The sequence below is a fragment of the Mesorhizobium sp. P3_B5 genome, assembly GCF_056402815.1.
Genome location: NZ_JBFUGR010000019.1, coordinates 1 through 16293, shown reverse-complemented (window position 1 = coordinate 16293; position 16293 = coordinate 1). Strand labels below are relative to the sequence as shown.

Genomic DNA, 16293 nt, shown 5'->3' with positions numbered 1-16293 from the left:
ATGACCGATGTCCAGTTTCGTGGCCTGTCGAAATCCTTCGGGCAGCACAAGATCCTTGAAGACATCAACCTCGACATCGACAGCGGCGAGTTCGTCGTGCTGGTCGGCCCCTCGGGCTGCGGCAAGTCGACCTTGCTGCGCATGCTGGCCGGGCTGGAAACGATCACCGCCGGCGATCTGCTAATCGGCGGCGTGCGCGCCAATGAGTTGCCGCCACAGCAGCGCAACATCGCCATGGTCTTCCAGTCCTATGCGCTGTTTCCGCATCTGAAGGCGGCGGACAATATCGGCTTCGGTCCAAAAATCCGCGGCGAGACCCGCACGGCTATCGACGAAAAGGTCAAGAAGGCGTCCGGCGTCCTCAACCTCTTTTCCTATCTCGACCGCTATCCCAGGGAGCTGTCCGGCGGCCAGCGCCAGCGCGTCGCCATGGGCCGCGCCATCGTGCGTGAACCCTCGGTGTTCCTGTTTGACGAGCCGCTATCCAACCTCGACGCGCAATTGCGCGTGCAGATGCGCACCGAGATCAAGGCGCTGCACCAGCGGCTGAAATCGACCATCGTCTATGTCACCCATGACCAGATCGAAGCCATGACCATGGCCGACCGCATCGTGGTGATGGACCGCGGCCGCATTCAGCAGGTCGGCGCGCCGCTGGAGCTCTATGACAGGCCGGCCAACAAATTTGTCGCCTCTTTCATCGGCTCGCCCTCGATGAGCTTTGTTTCCGGAGCGCTCAAGGCGACGGCCACCAAGAACTGGTTCGAGACATCGGGCGGCGGGCGCCTGGCGCTTGCCGGCAAGGCGGTGTCGGATGGCGCTACGGTAGAGGCCGGTATCCGCCCCGAACATTTCGTCATCGGCGGCGAAAGCGACGCGATGGCGATCAATGTCGACGTCGTCGAGCCGACCGGCGCCGAAACCCATGTCTATGGCTCGATCGGCAGCGACACCGTGCGGGCCGTGTTCCGTGACCGATTGCAGATCAGGCCGGGCGACAAATTGCCGGTCTCGGTCGATCCCGGCAATATCCACCTGTTCGACACCGCGACGGGCCTGCCCCTGTGAAAACGCGCGAATGAAAACACCGGCCGACATCATCACGCGCCTGCAATTGATGGCGCAGGACGGCACCAAGTCGGACCGCCGGCTGGCCAGCCTCGTGCTCTCCGATCTCGATTTCGCCTCCAAGGCGGCGATCTCGGAAATCGCCGCCCGCGTCGGCGTCAGCGAGCCGACGGTCACCCGCTTCTGCCGCAATCTCGGCTGCGAAGGCCTGCGCGATTTCAAATTCTACCTGGCCCAGGCCATCGCCATTGGCGGCCAGTATCTGTCGCCGGAACCGCTGAACCGCGATGTCCGCGAACAGCGCATCGCTTCGGCCATCACCGAAGCAGCGATAGCAGCCATCCAGCGCGCCAGCGAAAACCTCGACATGAAGGTGCTGGTCGGCGTTGCCGCGCGCATCGCCACCTCTGGCAACATCCTGTGCATCGGCTCCGGCGGCATTTCCTCGATGATGGCGACCGAGATGCAGAACCGGCTGTTCCGGCTTGGTCTGTCGGCGCTGGCGCAGGTCGACGGGCAATTGCAGCGCATGTATGCCGCGGTGGCGACGCCCGAGACCACGCTGGTCGCCTTTTCAGTGTCGGGTTATGCGCGCTCGGTCATCGAAGCCGTGCAGGTCGCCCAGCAATATGGCGCCACCACCGTCGCCATCACCGCACCCGACTCCGCCCTCGCCAAGGTCGCCGAAACGGTGATCCATCTGCAGGCGCTCGAGGACGGCAACATCTACAAGCCGACCTCGTCACGCTACGCGCTTTTGGCGATCGTCGACATGATCGCCACCTCGGTCGCCGAAACGCGCGGGCCAAAAGTCCTGGAGAGCCTGCGCCGCATTAAGCAGAGCGTGAACACGCTGAAAGTCGACGATCCCCGCCTGCCGCTGGGGGATTGAGCCTCCGGCCGAGGCGTCAGGATTGGTCACCGAGTGCCTCGATACTCTTCGCCAACGCCACTGGCTCGCCAAGCACACGCAATGTCTTCAGGCGGGAAGTCCCGCCGGCGACGACCGAGACCGCCGATGCCGGCACACCCAGCGCCTTGGCGATCAGCTTCTTGAGTGCATGATTGGCGGCGCCGTTTTCCGGCACGGCGCGGACGCGGGCTTTCAGATGGCTCCGCCCGTCAGAAGCCGTCTCGACACCTTCCAGCCGGTCCATCGCCGCCTTCGGCGTCAGCCGGACGAACAGGTCGATGCCACTATGGCCAGTTCTGAAAAAGCCGGTCGGTTCCACGGATCAGTAGAACAGCGACCTTACCGTGCTGTTCAGGAACCGTTCCAGAAAGAAGATGATCAGCAGAACGATGATCGGCGAGATGTCGACGCCGCCGAGGTCCGGAAGCAAACGGCGGATGGGACGAAACACCGGCTCGGTCAGCCGGTACAGTACGCTGCCTATGTTGTTGACGACCTGGTTGCGCGAATTGACGACGTTGAAGGCGTACAGCCATGAGAAGATCGCCGCGGCGATGATCACCCACCAGTAAAGTTCGAGCGCGTAGATCAGCGTATCGATAAGCGCGTCCATTCAAAGCTCCATTGATTGCGCGACATGTAGCCATTGCATGCCAAACCGGCAAGAGCGGGCTTGCGCCGCGTGCCAAAGCGGCTGGGCTTGCCCCCGGTCATTTCGGCAAAACGCCGCCTTGACAGAAAACCGCCGCGCCCGATAAATGCGCCATCCGCTGGACGGGGCTGTAGCTCAGCTGGGAGAGCGCGTCGTTCGCAATGACGAGGTCAGGAGTTCGATCCTCCTCAGCTCCACCAGCGGAATTTAGAAGGCATATCTCCCAGTGAAATCAATAGGATAGCCGAAGCGGCCTCTTTTGTTTGGCCCACGCGTTTGGCCCACGTTTCGCGACATCTCCTTTACCATCGTCGCCGGTTTATGCCCTTCGCCTTTGTTCCAATCAATCCCGAACGACCGAGCACCACCCATTTGTGGACATTCGGGAAATAGCTTATGTTCGTCCCTATCACCACCAAACGGGCTACCTGACGCATGACGATCGGTGCATCGGTCTTCCTAATAATTTGGGATGTTTTTTGCATTGCGTATGTAGCGAGTGCCTGTTTACGTGGCAGAGTTTGGTCGACGCATCTCAAATCTTCGTCGCCAATTACTCGCTCAGAATATCCAAGAACCTTCTGGGGATATGTGGGCGGTTTCGGCCTGCAAGCGCTGCTTCTATCATTGCTTTTGATCGCAGGGTTTCTTCGCCTTTGACCGCTTTCCACCCATCTCGGCCGTTTGCGGCAACCAGCTAATTGCGTTTTTACCCCCAGACGGTCGCGAGGAAACCTCAGCGCCGCCCAGCGCGGCCTCTACGGGGTGGGCTCAACGAACCTGACAGGCAACGCTGCGGCGATCTCCTCAGCCATCCCCGGCAAGAGCCTTTCGAGAGCCTGACGGGTCCGACAATAGGACCGAGGTCGCCACGAGGGCTGCCCGCCGCGCATCCCTGACTTGTACTGAATGATCCATTGGATTTGGTTGCGACACTCGATGATCCGGGTCGCCTTGGCCTCGCTGAAGTCCCACCTCAGGACCACGCGGGAATGGTCGTTTGCTTCCTCCCTCACGGCCACCCGTTTCCGCCCCCCTCACACCACCCTTACATAACTCGTCATCCCCGATTTCTGGTGCTCGATGATGTGGCAGTGCAGCAGCCAGTCGCCTTGATTGTCGGCGACGAAGCCGAGCTGAACCTTCTCATTGGGCTGGATGAGATAGGTGTCGGAAATGACCGGCTGAACCGGACGCGTCGAGGACGACAGCACCTTGAAGCTCATGCCGTGCAGATGCATCGGGTGCGATTGCGGCGTCAGGTTTTCCATGTCGATGACATAGCTTTTGCCGAGCTTCAGTTCAGCCAACGGCGCGGTCGGGTCCGGCGTGTCGCCCGGCCACGGCACTTTGTTGATGGCCCAGAAACTGTAGCCAAGTGAACCGCAAATGCCGTCGCTCGGGACGTTTTCAGCCGTGGCGCTGAGCGCCAGCGAAATATACTCTGCGCTGCCGAGATCGACCTCCTCCACCGGATTGGCCTCCAGCGGCGCGAGATCGCGAAGGTCCCGTTTGAGCGATGCTCCGACCGCGCGCAAGGTCGCCAGCACCTTGGGCTTGGTGCCCCTGACGTCCCGCAAGCTGACGATTGCCCCCTCGTCGTCGGGCATGCGGATGGCCAGTTCCATGCGCTGGCCGGGTCCCAGCAGCAAGGCATCGGGCGCAAAGCGCTGCGGCACCGGATTGCCGTCGAGCGCAATCACCGTCGCCTCGGCGCCTTCGACGATAAAGGCATAGATGCGCGTCACGTCGGTGATGGCGACCCTCAGCCGCACCAGCCCTCCCGCCGGCGCGTCATAGGACGGCTGGTCGAGCCAGTTGGCGGTGCGCACCGTGCCATAGGTGCCGGTTCTCGCCGCGTCGCGCGGCCGGAACGGATCGATGAACTGGCCGTCGTCGCCAAGGCGCCAGTCGCGCAGATTGATCACCTCCTCGGCATCGAATTTCGGATCGCCGGGGTTCTCCACCACGATGACGCCGGTCAGGCCGTGGCCCATCTGGATCAACGTGTTGCAATGCGGGTGATACCAGAAGGTGCCGGCGTCGGGCGGCGTGAAGGCGTAGTCGAAATGGTCGCCGGTGTAGACATAGGGCTGTACCAGAAAGGGAACGCCATCCATCTTGTTGGGAACGCGAATGCCGTGCCAGTGGATCGTCGTCGGATCGTCGATACCGTTGACCAGCCGTGCCGCGAAGGGCTCGCCCTTTTTCATCCGGAGCACCGGCGGCATGCCTGATACACCATAGGTCAGCACATCCCTGGTTGGGCCGATATCCATCAGCATCGCCTGGGTCCTCGCTGTCTTCAGCACCACCGACTCCGGCGCTGCCCAGCTGCCGAATTTGCCCATGGCGGAAAGCCCGACCCCACTGACGCCGGCAATTGCGGCGGTCTTTAGAAGTTTGCGACGTGTGAACACCGTCATGCTGCACTCCAACCGAAAGACGACTGCCCTGAGAGGACTACCATGGCTTAAATCATGGGCGAGGAAGCCGTCAGCTCTTCGTGATGCCCAGAAACTCAACGCCGCGTCTTGGCCCGGGCAGGCGGCGAGCACAAGAGCGGACAGCGCTCACTTTCTTTCTGTCTCGAGCCCGGTCACCAGCACATCGACAAAATTCAGCAACTCGCTTTCGAGATCGGTGGGCGCCAGGCCGATGAAGCGGTCCTCGAGCGAAATGGCGACGATGCCGTGCACTGCCGAGAACAGCGTGCGCGCGCGGGCCAGCAATTCCGGTGGTTCCGCCGCTGGACGTAGCGCAGCCAGCGGCTCGACCAGATGCTGGATGAGCACGGCGTGTTCGGCCAGATGCCATTCGGGCACCGGCACGCCGGGCGCCATGCGATGCTCGAACAGGGCCGCCCACAGCATGCGGTTGTCGCGCGCAAAACTGAGATATGCCCTGGCCAACACCCTCAGCTTTGCCCTTGGCTCAACCACGCCGGTCACCTCTTGCTGCAGGGCCGCGCCCAGTCGCGCCAGGGTTATGGAATTGACGTGCAGGATGAGCTCGTCCAGATCGGCGAAGGCGGTGTATAGCGCGCCGAGCGCGCAGCCGGCGTCGGCCGTGATGTCGCGCGCCCGCAGCCCGCCGAGGCCTGACGATTGAATATGCGCTTGCGCCGCCGTGATCAGCCTGCCCTTGAGATCCTCGCGCCTGGCGTCCCGTTTTGCCGTCATTAACCTTCTCTATCTGAAACTTTTGAACAGTGTTCATTTTTCTCTTGAACGCCGTTCACGATGTGTTACGTTGCATTCGTGAACATTGTTCATAGAGGAGAAACCGAAAATGTTGAAACAGTTTTTTGCGCTGATGCGCGGCCACAGCCACGAAGCCGCGGAAGCGCTGGTCGATCGCAATGCGCTGGTGATCTTGCGCCAGCAGATCCGCGATTGCGCCGACGCCATCGCCGCCGCCCGTCGGGCAGTCGCCATTGCCATCGCCCAGAACGAGCAGGAGATCGTGCAATTCAAGAAGCTGGTTGCCCGCATCGAGGACCTGGAGAAGCGCACGATCGCCGCGATCGAGCAGGGCCAGAACGAACTGGCCCGCGAGGCGGCCGAAACGATCGCCTTGCTGGAGGCCGAACGCGATGCCTCCAGCGAGGCGCAGAAAAGCTTCGGCACCGAGATCGAGCGCCTGAAGCGGATTGTTCGCGCCTCCGAAATGCGGCTGCGCGAATTGCAGCGCGGCCAGCGCATCGTTGCCGCGGTCGACACCACCCAGCGCCTTCGTGAAACCGCGCCCGGCTCCAGTCTGTCGGCGCTGAAGGATGCCGAAGAGACGCTTCTGCGCCTGCGTACGCGGCAAAAGCAGATTGATGCCACGGCTGCCGCCATGGCCGAGATGGAGCAGTCGGGCGATCCGGCCGCGGTGAGCGAAAAACTGGCCGCCGCGGGCTGCGGCGCGCCGCTGAGAAGCAGCGCCGACGCCGTGCTCGAACGCCTGGCCAGCAGGATTGCCAAGCCGGCTTGATTGTATCCGGCCTGAAACAGACCGACGCCGACCCAACCTAACCCCGAAACGAAAGGATCATACCGATGACCCCCAACACCTACGTATCAAAGGATTCAAGCGCCTGGAAAACCTTCACCATGGCCAGTTTCGCCGTTGCCGCCTCGATGATGGCAGGTGGCATCTACTTCATGGAGGCAAGCTTTGCCGCCAAGGGGTTTTACGCAATGGCCGCCATCATGCTCGTGCATACCTCCATCACCATCACCAAGACGCTGCGTGACGCGGAAGAATCAAACCGCTTCATCAACCGGCTGGAAGACGCCAAGACCGAGAAGCTGCTGATGGATGTCAGCCGCAGTAACGAAGTGTAACCGGGTTCCCGCTAGAACAAGACCCAAACCACGCAAGACCGCTGATCGATCCCTAAGGGTTGCACCGGTCTTGCCCAATGGAAGTCGCCGCTATGGAAATCGCCCCGATCAATCGTCCGACAGCTCATCTGATGACATCCAGGCGCTTTGCGCCGCTCTTCTGGACGCAGTTCCTGTCCGCCTTCAATGACAATTTCCTCAAGAACACGCTGGTGTTCCTTATTCTGTTCACGCTGGCGGCGGACCAGGCGGCGTCTCTGGTCACCCTGGCCGGGGCCGTCTTCATGGCCCCCTTCCTGCTCCTGTCGGCGCTCGGCGGCGAGATCGCCGATCGCTTCGACAAGGCCCTCATAGCCAAGCGTCTGAAATTCGCCGAGATCGCCGCCGCGGGAGTCTCCGTCGTCGGCATCGCGCTGTCGTCTATTCCCGTGCTGATGGTAGCGCTGCTGATGTTCGGCATCATCTCGGCGCTGTTCGGGCCGATCAAATACGGCATCCTGCCCGATCACCTCGAGCGCAAGGAACTGCCCAAGGCCAACGCCTGGATCGAGTCCGCCACGTTTGCCGCGATCCTCGGCGGCACCATTGCCGGTGGCGTCGTTTCCGCCGATGGCATCGGCGTCACGGTCTTCGGACCGATCATGATGGCGCTCGCCGTCGGCTGCTGGCTCGTCAGCCGCTATATTCCGTCCACCGGCTCGGCGGCGCCCGACCTCGTCATCGACAGGAACATCTTCCGCTCGACCTGGCGTCAGGTCTCAGAATTGCGCACCGACATGCGCATCTGGCGCGCCGGCCTGATGACCTCGTGGTTCTGGCTGATCGGCGCCATTGTGCTGTCCATCCTGCCGACGCTGATCAAGGATTCGCTCGGCGGCAACGAGATGGCGGTCACCGTCTATCTCGCCGTTTTCGCCGTCTCGATCGCCATTGGCTCGGCCATTGCCGCCTGGATGTCGCAGGGCCGCATCGTGCTCTTGCCCGCACCGGTCGGCACGGCGCTGCTGGCGCTGTTTGGCCTGCATCTGGCCTGGACCATCTGGAGCATGACGCCTTCGCCCCAGGCAGAAACCCTCAGCGCATTCTTCGCCGGCCCGAACACGATCCGGGTCGCCATCGACCTCGCCGGCATGGCCATTGCAGCCGCCTTCCTGGTGGTGCCGACCTTCGCCGCCGTGCAGGCCTGGTCGCCTGAAGCGCGCCGCGCTCGCGTCGTCGCCGCGGTCAGCATCGTCAATGCCGGTTTTATGACCGTAGGCGGCATCATTGTCGCCGTGATCCAGACGAAAGTCTCCACCGGCGGCATCCTGTTCGGCCTCGCCGCGGCCAACGCGATTGCCGCCTGGCTGATGCTGAAATTCCTGCCGACCAACCCCTTCCGCGACTTCGTCTCCATCCTGTTCCGCGCCTTCCTCCGCCTGGAGGTCGAGGGCATGGACAACCTCAAGGCAGCCGGTAAGGCGCCGATCCTGGCGCTCAACCATGTCAGCTTCCTCGATGGTCCGCTGGCGCTGACTCTGACCGATGAGGAGCCGGTCTTCGCGATCGACTACACCATCGCCCAGGCCTGGTGGATGAAGCCGTTCATGAAACTTGCCCGCGCTTTGCCGCTCAACCCGGCCAAGCCGATGTCGACGCGCACGCTGATCAAGATCGTGCAGGGCGGCGATCCACTGGTCATTTTCCCGGAGGGACGCATCACCGTCACCGGCGGCCTGATGAAGGTCTATGACGGCGCCGCCATGGTCGCCGACAAGACCGGCTCGATGGTTGTGCCGGTGCGCATCGACGGGCTGGAGAAGAGCTATTTTTCGCGGCTGTCGGCGCAGCATGTGCGCCACCGCCTGTTTCCGAAGGTCAAGGTGACCATTCTGGAACCGGTCAAGCTCGAGGTTGCGCCGGAGCTGAAAGGCCGCAAGCGCCGCGCCGCGGCGGGCTCCGCCCTCTACCAGGTCATGTCGGATCTCGTCTTCCGCACCCAGGACATCGACAAGACCGTGCTGGAAAAGATCATCCAGACCGCGAACGAGCGCGGCATGAAGCAGCTCGCCGTGCAGGATCCCGTCACCGGTTCGCTGAGCTACGGCAAGCTGCTGACGGCTGCCGCCGTGCTTGGCGAGAAATTCGAGCACCTCTATGCCGGCCAACAGACGCTCGGCATCATGCTGCCCAACGCCAACGGCTCCTGCGCGACGCTGCTCGGCGTCATGTCTTCCGGCAAGGTCCCGGCGATGATCAACTTCACCGCCGGCGCCGCCAACATCCTCTCCGCCTGCAAGGCCGCCGAGGTCCGGACTGTGCTTACGTCCCGCGCGTTCATCGAACAGGCAAAACTTGGTGCGGTGGTCGAGGAGCTTGGCCGCTCGGTCGACATCGTCTGGCTCGATGATTTGCGCGCCACCATCGGCCTCAAGGACAAGCTGCTCGGCCTGCTGCGCAAGAGCACGCCGCGCGTTGCCCGCAAGCCCGACGACGCGGCTGTGATCCTGTTCACCTCGGGTTCGGAAGGTACGCCGAAGGGTGTGGTGCTGACCCATCGCAACATCCTGGCCAACGCCGCCCAGGCGGCGTCGCGCATCGACTTCCATTCGGGCGACAAGGTGTTCAACGTGCTGCCGATCTTCCACTCCTTCGGCATGACGGCGGGCACCGTGCTGCCGCTGATCTCGGGCGTGCCGGTCTATTTCTACCCCTCGCCGCTGCACTATCGCCTCGTGCCGGAACTGATCTACGGCTCGAACGCGACGATCATCTTCGGCACCGACACGTTCCTCTCAGGCTATGCGCGCACCGCGCACCCCTACGACTTCCGCTCGATACGCTATTGCTTTGCCGGCGCAGAACCGGTCAAGGCAGCGACGCGCATGACCTATATGGAGAAGTTCGGCGTGCGCATCCTCGAGGGCTATGGTGTCACTGAAACAGCGCCGGTGATCTCGATCAACACGCCGATGTACAACCGCTCCGGCACCGTCGGCAAAATCATGCCCGGCATGGAATATCGCCTCGACCCGGTCCCCGGCGTCGACGATGGCGGCCGGCTGTTCGTGCGCGGCCCCAATGTCATGGCCGGCTATCTCAGGGCCGAGAAGCCGGGCGTGATCGAGGCGCTGGAAGACGGCTGGCATGATACCGGCGACGTCGTGTCCATCGACGAAGGCGGCTTCATCACCATTCGCGGCCGCGCCAAGCGCTTCGCCAAGATCGGCGGCGAGATGATCTCGCTGGCTGCCGTGGAGGCGCTGGCAGGCGAATTGTGGAAGGGCTTGCTATCGGCCGTTGCCACGGTGCCGGATGCGCGTAAGGGCGAAAAGCTGATCCTCATCACCGAGGCATCAGGCGCCACGAGGGCCGAGTTCCTGGCTTTTGCCAAGGCCAACGGCGCCATGGACCTGATGGTGCCGGCCGAAGTGCGCGTCGTTGCGAAAGTGCCCGTGCTCGGCTCCGGCAAGCTCGATTTCGCCGGCGTGACCAAGATGGTGCGCGCAGAAGAAGACATGAAGACCAAGGCGGCTTGATCTAGGCGTAATGAACGGGCTGGCGCAGAACGCCGGCCCGTCTTCTCGTCAAATCATCGCCTCGCGTTGCGCGATCAGCATCGCCATGCGCTGGACGGCGCGCAGTTCCATTTCCACGCCCGGCGATGACGCCAGCGCCGGCATGTTGAGCGCGACCACGGTCAACGGATTGAGCGTCGCCAGCAGCACATGGGTTGCCTCATACTTCTCGAACAGCCAGGCCAGCTGCTCACGGATATCCTGGTCGACAAGCGATTGCGGCTGCACATCGGCGATGGAGCGCACAGGGGCCAATTCCAGAGCCCGGGTCAAAACGTTCAGATCGAAATCGCCAAGCTCGGCTGCCGGCAGGATCAAGGCGCCGTCGACAAGGCTATGGTTCTGCAGACCGCGCAGGAAGCGCGCCGAATCCGTCAAATCGCCCTCGGCCATGTGCCGCAGCAGCGAGTCGCGGCGTTTTTCGGCGGCCAGGCTGACGCTGTCATTGTAGATGACGGCGAGCAGCGTTGCGGACAGCACGATCACCACCCCCTGCATGCTTCCCCGCCAGCCGATGTGATCGATGCCGCCGAGCGCCAGTCCGGCAAAGATAGAACTCAGCGCGATGACGGCGAAAGCCGCGATCGTATCGCGATGGCCAGGGCTCGGCCGTCCCAAGCCGATCGTCAGCCAGCACAGGAAAAGGATGGCGATGCCGCCAAGCCGCACCGGCACTTCGAACAGACCGGGTCGATAGTCGGTGATCATGAACGGAATGATCAGCAGCAGCGAAAGCGCCATGCGCTCGACCGTGCGGTTTTCGGCAGCCGACAGGCTGGCGCGATCGCGCATCACCGCCAGCCAGCCAATGGCAAAAAAGCCGCCGAACTGGAAAAACAGAAGTGCCGCCATCCGCCACGGCTCGGCGAAGCGTTCCGGGATCATCGCCAGCAGCAGGAAGGCTACCGCACCGCCGGCAGCGAGCAACTTGAGGGCAAAGGGCGCGTGCCGGCGCAACAGACCCTCGGTCAGCAGCAGGGCTGCCAGCGGCAACAGGCCTGCGGCCACGATGGTGACGAGCCGGAAGATGCCAAAGCCGGTGATCCAGTCGAGGATCCGGCAGGCCAGCAGCACGGCCAACACCCGCAGGCCGAACAGAAAACGCCGTGACAGCGGATCGCCGGTGTCCCGCCCACCGACGACCCCTATGACGATCAGCAGTCCGGCCAGGGCAGCCAGCGAGGTGATGGTGTCGGCGACAAATGTGTTGTCAAAAGTCATGCGTCGTTTTCCGTCAGCGTACGGATGAACCGGCGCCCCATGAAAGCCGCTAGCGTATCCATGGTCTCAACACATCCCATTGCCGGCCAGAGTCGGCCCAGTGGACCACGGGCAGGATGAGCCGCTGCAGCGTGGCGGCCGTACCCGCAACCGCCAGGGCTGCAAGCGAGCCGCGCGGAACGGCATCGGCGAGATAAATTCGCGCGGCCTGAAAATTCATCTGCCCGATCTGCAGCACATCGTCGCCGCGCTGATAGTCGAGCTGGTTCCGGCAGAAGTCGTTGTAGGTCTCGACCCGGTGCTTGGCCGTGTCCTCGAACGACTTTTTCAGCTCGTCCGATCCACCGGTATAGGCATTGGTGATGACAAAGCGCTCTTCGTCGAAACCGGCGTCGGCACCGACACCGAAGACATGACGGTGGCGGGCCATGATCTGCCGCGCCAAAAGGACATGGGTCAGCGAGCGCCGCGCGCCGGAATGGGGATCGGGAAACACATTGGCAAAGGCCTCCGCCACCATGCCGACCACGGCAGGGACCTGCGTCACGTTGGAGATCCAGACCGGTCGGAACTGGTTGCGCAGGAACATCAGGAAACAGGTCAATCCGTAAAGAATCCAGCTCAGGCCGCGATTGCGCTCCTCCGGATCGACCATCACCAGTCCCAGATGCAAGACCTCATAGGGCTTGCCGGCCAGCAAGATGTCCATCGGCGCCAGGGCGTTGAAGGCGATCGGCCGGCCGTCGCCGCGCCTGTAGACGATGGTGATGATGGCGTGTTCCAACCGGCTGCGGTCGCCGGAAAAAACACCGTAGGTCAGGCTGCCGTCCTTCAGCGTTTTCGCGGCGACCAGTCGCAAATCCTGCGTCAGTTGCCCCAGCTCGGCCGGTTGCATCCAGCGTCCGGGCCGCTCGACGACACGCGTGTCGTAGTCGTCGGACGCGCGCATGCGCACATCCATGAACCGACCCGGCAGCATCTGCAGAACCGCACCCAGCAAGATGTATCATCCCCGTGGACCGAACGCGCATGATGACGGCATCCACCTAAGGCGCGGTAAACCCCCGGAATGGCAAGAGTTGGTCGGTCTCGCCAAGGGGATGGACGGCGGCGACATCGCTCGCCACGATGGCCCTATCAGGAACGAGGTAAGCGGCAGATGATCAAGGCGACCCCTTTCGATTTTCCCTATGACGGCAAGCTGGTGCCCGAAAACACCGCGCTCATCGTCATCGACCTGCAGGAAGATTTCCTGTCGACGACGGGCTACTTCGCCAAACAGGGGTACGACCCCACACCGTTGCGGGCGATCTTGCCTGTGGTGAGCCGGCTGATCGCGGCGGCCCGTGCCGCCGGCCTCAGGATCATCCACACCAGGCAAGGCTATCGGGGCGATATGGCAGACATGACGCCCTACGAAAAATGGCGCCGCAAGCGGGCTGGCCTCGAAGGTACCGAAATCCTGCTGCGCTCTGGCCCGGGCTTCCAGATTGTCTCAGAGATCGACGTTGCGGCGGAAGACATCATCGTCGACAAGACCTGCAACGGCGCCTTCACCTACACCGACCTGGAGCTGGTCCTGCACGCGCAAGGCATCACGCATCTGCTGTTCTCGGGATGCACGACCGATGTCTGCGTCCACACTACCTTGCGCGAGGCCTGCGACCGCAATTTCCAGTGCCTGACCATCGCGGACGCCTGCGCCAGCGGCGACCGCAAGGCGCACGAGGCGGCGCTGCACATGGTTACGGTGGAAGACGGTGTCTTCGGTGCGCTGACCGATTCAAGCACCGTGATCGCCGCCTTGTCGCAACTAAGCGGCAAGGCGGGCCGGAAGGACTGAGGACGGTCGCCTCAGCCTGCCGTATGCGCATCCGGCGTTGCACGATGTGCGAACGCCCCGGGCTGGCCAACTTCCGCCTCGCGACGCGCCAGCGAATTGCGCAACAGCGCGATCGTTTCGCGCCCCGCCGCCGCGATCTCGCGCGGCCTGTCGACGCCGACGATCATGAACTCGTGGATGCCGAGGGCCGCGTAGGGCAGCAGCGACAGCGCGATCTGTGCCGGTGGCCCGAAGACGTCGACCGCCTTGTGGCCGGTGGCGTTGCCTTCCGAACGAATTCGCACGGGCAGCGCAAAACGCACCTTGCCGGCGCGGCCGTGTTCGGCGGCAGCACTGCGCACGCGCTCCATCAGCTGGCGGATCTCGTCGAGCGAGCCTGGCGTCAGTTCGAAGACATCGGCATGCCGGCCGGCGACCTTGAGCGCCGTTCCGGACTGGCCGCCCATGCGGATGGTGACGTCGGCGCCATGCGGCCCCTTGCGCGGCACGTAGCCGCCCTTGACGCTGTAGAAGGCGCCTTCATGGTCGAACGGCCGGTCGTTTGACCACAGCCGCTTCAGCAGCACCAGATACTCGTCGATGCGCTGCCAGACTACCGTATGGCCGGCCGGACGTGTCTCGGCATCGTCGTCGCTTAATGGCTCGCTCAGCATCCGCAGCGACAGCCGCCCGCCGCTTTTGGCGTCCAGCGCCGCCAACTGCCGCGCCGCCACCGTCGGCTCGACCACGCCGGCCCAATGCGTGAGCACCACTTCCAGCGAAGAGGTACGGTCCAGTGCCTGGGCGGCAATGTCCATATTGGTGAGCAGTCCGGCCTGGTCGTCGACGACGATCTTCTGGAAGCCGGCATCCTCGATCAGCGACAGTTTGGTCGCGGTCTCCAGAAAATCGTAGAAAAAGGGCACGGCCGAACCGGCGGGCTGCGTTCTACCGGGAACATGCGTGAACTCGATCGGCATCGCCATCTCCTCCATCACGTTGCAATCAGCAGGCGCGCCAAAGCGCACCGCGATTAGGGGTTCATTCAACTCCGGTTGCCTGAAAGCGGTAGGCCGCTACCCCCAGCGACTCAGGGAATAAGACCCAGCACCACTGCCCCGGTGAACACAAACGCGAGGGCAAAGACGAGATAGGCAAAGGCGCCGGCATAGGCCGGACGAAAAGTCTGGGCATTGGCCAACCTCGGGCCGCTGCGATCAGTCTGGGCGTTCTGGATATAGGACATACCGACCTCCGTCTCGGCGGTTAATCTATAAAATCAGTAGACTTTGTCGATTGCTATTTTTTGGCAATTGTTGGAACGATTTTCTCCAATCGGACGAGAAATTGGGCGTCGTTTGCTGAGCGGTGCTTCCGGGCGATCGACCGGCTCCGAGCGGCGTCATGCCCGGTCCGCATGAATGGCCCTATGTCCTCGTCCCTCTGCACCACCTTGATGCATTGGCCGGCAGGGACATGAGGGATAGCATCGCTGCCCAGATGCAAAATCACGAGATCGGACAAGCGGAGCTGAAAATGAGCGGAAGACTGGCCGGCAAGGTCGCCATCGTTTCGGGCGGCGCGACGGGAATGGGCGGCGCGGCCTCGGAACTGTTCGCCGCCGAAGGTGCCAAGGTGGCGATCGTCGACCGCAACGGCGAAGCGGCCGCCGCCACCGCCGCTGCGATCCGCGCGCGCGGCCATATCGCCGAGCATTTCGTCGCCGACGTCTCCGACGAAGCCCAGGTACAGGCGGCGGTAAAAGGCGCGGCTGAGAAATTCGGCCCGGTCACCGTCCTGTTCAACCATGCCGGCACCATCGTCATCAAGCCGTTTCTGGAGACGACGGTTCAGGAATGGGACTGGCTGCATGCCGTCAATGTGCGCTCGATGTTCCTGATGACGCGCACCGTGCTGCCCGGCATGATATCGGCCGGCGGCGGTTCGATCGTCTGCACCTCGTCGATCTCGGCGGTGGCGGCGACGCCGATGGAGGTGCTGTACGACACCACCAAGGGCGCCTGCCACATGTTCGCCCGGGCCATCGCGGTGGAATTCCGCGACCGCAACATCCGCTGCAACGCGGTCTGCCCCGGCTTCATCCGCACGCCGCACGGCCTGCGCGAGGTCGCCGATCTCGGCAAACTCGGCGTCGACGTCTCCGACGCGGCGATGGCCGCCCAGCAAGGCCGCATCGGCGAGCCGGAAGAGGTGGCCAAAGCCGCCTTGTTCCTGGCCAGCGACGAGTCCAGCTTCGTCAACGGCGCGCATCTGTTCGTGGATAATGGCTTTACCGCGATGTGAAGCTTTCCAGGCTTGGCGCCCTTCCTCTCCCCCGTCGATCGGGGGAGAGGTGTCAAGCGAAGCTTGACGGAGTGGGGGTCGACCCCGGCGCGGTGCGGGAAGATTCTTGCGCCCTTTCAATATCCGTTGGCGACGGTTGCCCGGTGGTTCCCCCACTCCGTCGCTGCTTCGCCCGAGCCACCTTGTATCTGCACGAGAGAGATTTCGTGGGATTGAAGCGGTTGAGCCAAGGTCCGGGCGGCCGCCCGGACCTTGGCTTGGTGAAGTCGCCCGTACCACCTGAGGTTACAGCCGCGGGAGAGCTTGGGATCTTCGCCTTCGTCACGCACGACCGAACAGTCGCTTGGTTCCAACCGTACGCACAAGGCAGGTTACCGTGAACAAGATCATTTGTGGAGTTGATGTTTCTAAGGATTGGCTGGACG

At 63.0% G+C, this 16293-nt stretch carries 15 protein-coding genes and 1 tRNA gene; 8 read left to right on the top strand and 8 right to left on the bottom strand.

Going from position 1 to position 16293, the window contains the following annotated elements; genetic code table 11:
* Together AC1DVW_RS27505 and AC1DVW_RS27500 are read left to right on the top strand one after the other, a co-directional pair.
* The gene (locus tag AC1DVW_RS27505; protein WP_477327282.1) at window positions 1–1068 is read left to right on the top strand and encodes an ABC transporter ATP-binding protein; all 1068 of its coding nucleotides are present in this window, start codon (window positions 1–3) and stop codon (window positions 1066–1068) included.
* Window positions 1069–1078: 10 nt separating this feature from the next.
* Complete coding sequence (locus tag AC1DVW_RS27500) at window positions 1079–1960, top strand: MurR/RpiR family transcriptional regulator (protein WP_477327280.1); 882 nt, start codon at window positions 1079–1081, stop codon at window positions 1958–1960.
* 16 nt (window positions 1961–1976) lie between these two features.
* Here the strand turns inward: AC1DVW_RS27500 and AC1DVW_RS27495 are convergent, their stop codons facing one another.
* Together AC1DVW_RS27495 and AC1DVW_RS27490 are read right to left on the bottom strand one after the other, a co-directional pair.
* Complete coding sequence (locus tag AC1DVW_RS27495) at window positions 1977–2300, bottom strand: DUF167 family protein (protein WP_477327278.1); 324 nt, start codon at window positions 2298–2300, stop codon at window positions 1977–1979.
* Between the two features lie 3 nt (window positions 2301–2303).
* A complete protein-coding gene (locus AC1DVW_RS27490) occupies window positions 2304–2594 on the bottom strand; it encodes a YggT family protein (RefSeq protein WP_477327276.1) in 291 nt (96 codons plus the stop codon).
* 163 nt (window positions 2595–2757) lie between these two features.
* On the opposite strand from AC1DVW_RS27490, the gene AC1DVW_RS27485 reads away from it, so the two are divergent.
* Window positions 2758–2833, top strand: a tRNA-Ala gene (locus tag AC1DVW_RS27485).
* Between the two features lie 837 nt (window positions 2834–3670).
* Here AC1DVW_RS27485 and AC1DVW_RS27480 read toward each other — a convergent pair.
* Together AC1DVW_RS27480 and AC1DVW_RS27475 are read right to left on the bottom strand one after the other, a co-directional pair.
* Window positions 3671–5059 carry a multicopper oxidase family protein gene (locus AC1DVW_RS27480; RefSeq protein ID WP_477327274.1) on the bottom strand — a complete coding sequence of 463 codons (1389 nt, stop codon included), beginning with the start codon at window positions 5057–5059 and terminating at the stop codon, window positions 3671–3673.
* Window positions 5060–5206: 147 nt separating this feature from the next.
* Entirely contained in the window at window positions 5207–5815 is a 609-nt protein-coding gene (locus AC1DVW_RS27475) for a TetR/AcrR family transcriptional regulator (RefSeq protein ID WP_477327272.1), read from the bottom strand.
* Between the two features lie 109 nt (window positions 5816–5924).
* Here AC1DVW_RS27475 and AC1DVW_RS27470 point away from each other — a divergent pair, with 109 nt between their 5' ends.
* The 3 genes from AC1DVW_RS27470 (at window position 5925) to AC1DVW_RS27460 (ending at window position 10482) form a co-directional block, all read left to right on the top strand.
* Window positions 5925–6611 carry a PspA/IM30 family protein gene (locus tag AC1DVW_RS27470; RefSeq protein ID WP_477327270.1) on the top strand — a complete coding sequence of 229 codons (687 nt, stop codon included), beginning with the start codon at window positions 5925–5927 and terminating at the stop codon, window positions 6609–6611.
* A 65-nt stretch (window positions 6612–6676) separates the two neighbouring features.
* The gene (locus AC1DVW_RS27465) at window positions 6677–6964 is read left to right on the top strand and encodes a YiaA/YiaB family inner membrane protein (protein ID WP_477327268.1); all 288 of its coding nucleotides are present in this window, start codon (window positions 6677–6679) and stop codon (window positions 6962–6964) included.
* A 131-nt stretch (window positions 6965–7095) separates the two neighbouring features.
* Window positions 7096–10482, top strand: coding sequence for an acyl-[ACP]--phospholipid O-acyltransferase (locus AC1DVW_RS27460; RefSeq protein ID WP_477327266.1), 3387 nt, complete (start codon window positions 7096–7098; stop codon window positions 10480–10482).
* A gap of 48 nt (window positions 10483–10530) precedes the next feature.
* Here the strand turns inward: AC1DVW_RS27460 and AC1DVW_RS27455 are convergent, their stop codons facing one another.
* Complete coding sequence (locus tag AC1DVW_RS27455) at window positions 10531–11742, bottom strand: hypothetical protein (protein WP_477327264.1); 1212 nt, start codon at window positions 11740–11742, stop codon at window positions 10531–10533.
* Window positions 11743–11791: 49 nt separating this feature from the next.
* Window positions 11792–12742 carry a GNAT family protein gene (locus AC1DVW_RS27450; RefSeq protein WP_477327262.1) on the bottom strand — a complete coding sequence of 317 codons (951 nt, stop codon included), beginning with the start codon at window positions 12740–12742 and terminating at the stop codon, window positions 11792–11794.
* A gap of 159 nt (window positions 12743–12901) precedes the next feature.
* On the opposite strand from AC1DVW_RS27450, the gene AC1DVW_RS27445 reads away from it, so the two are divergent.
* Window positions 12902–13585 (top strand): cysteine hydrolase family protein, encoded by a 684-nt coding sequence (locus AC1DVW_RS27445; protein ID WP_477327260.1) that lies wholly within the window; start codon window positions 12902–12904, stop codon window positions 13583–13585.
* A gap of 11 nt (window positions 13586–13596) precedes the next feature.
* On the opposite strand, the gene AC1DVW_RS27440 is transcribed toward AC1DVW_RS27445, so the two are convergent.
* Both AC1DVW_RS27440 and AC1DVW_RS27435 read right to left on the bottom strand, forming a co-directional pair.
* Window positions 13597–14544, bottom strand: coding sequence for an LLM class flavin-dependent oxidoreductase (locus AC1DVW_RS27440; RefSeq protein ID WP_477327342.1), 948 nt, complete (start codon window positions 14542–14544; stop codon window positions 13597–13599).
* Between the two features lie 110 nt (window positions 14545–14654).
* Complete coding sequence (locus AC1DVW_RS27435) at window positions 14655–14810, bottom strand: hypothetical protein (RefSeq protein ID WP_477327258.1); 156 nt, start codon at window positions 14808–14810, stop codon at window positions 14655–14657.
* Between the two features lie 290 nt (window positions 14811–15100).
* On the opposite strand from AC1DVW_RS27435, the gene AC1DVW_RS27430 reads away from it, so the two are divergent.
* Window positions 15101–15868 carry an SDR family NAD(P)-dependent oxidoreductase gene (locus AC1DVW_RS27430; RefSeq protein ID WP_477327256.1) on the top strand — a complete coding sequence of 256 codons (768 nt, stop codon included), beginning with the start codon at window positions 15101–15103 and terminating at the stop codon, window positions 15866–15868.
* Window positions 15869–16293: the final 425 nt, after the last annotated feature.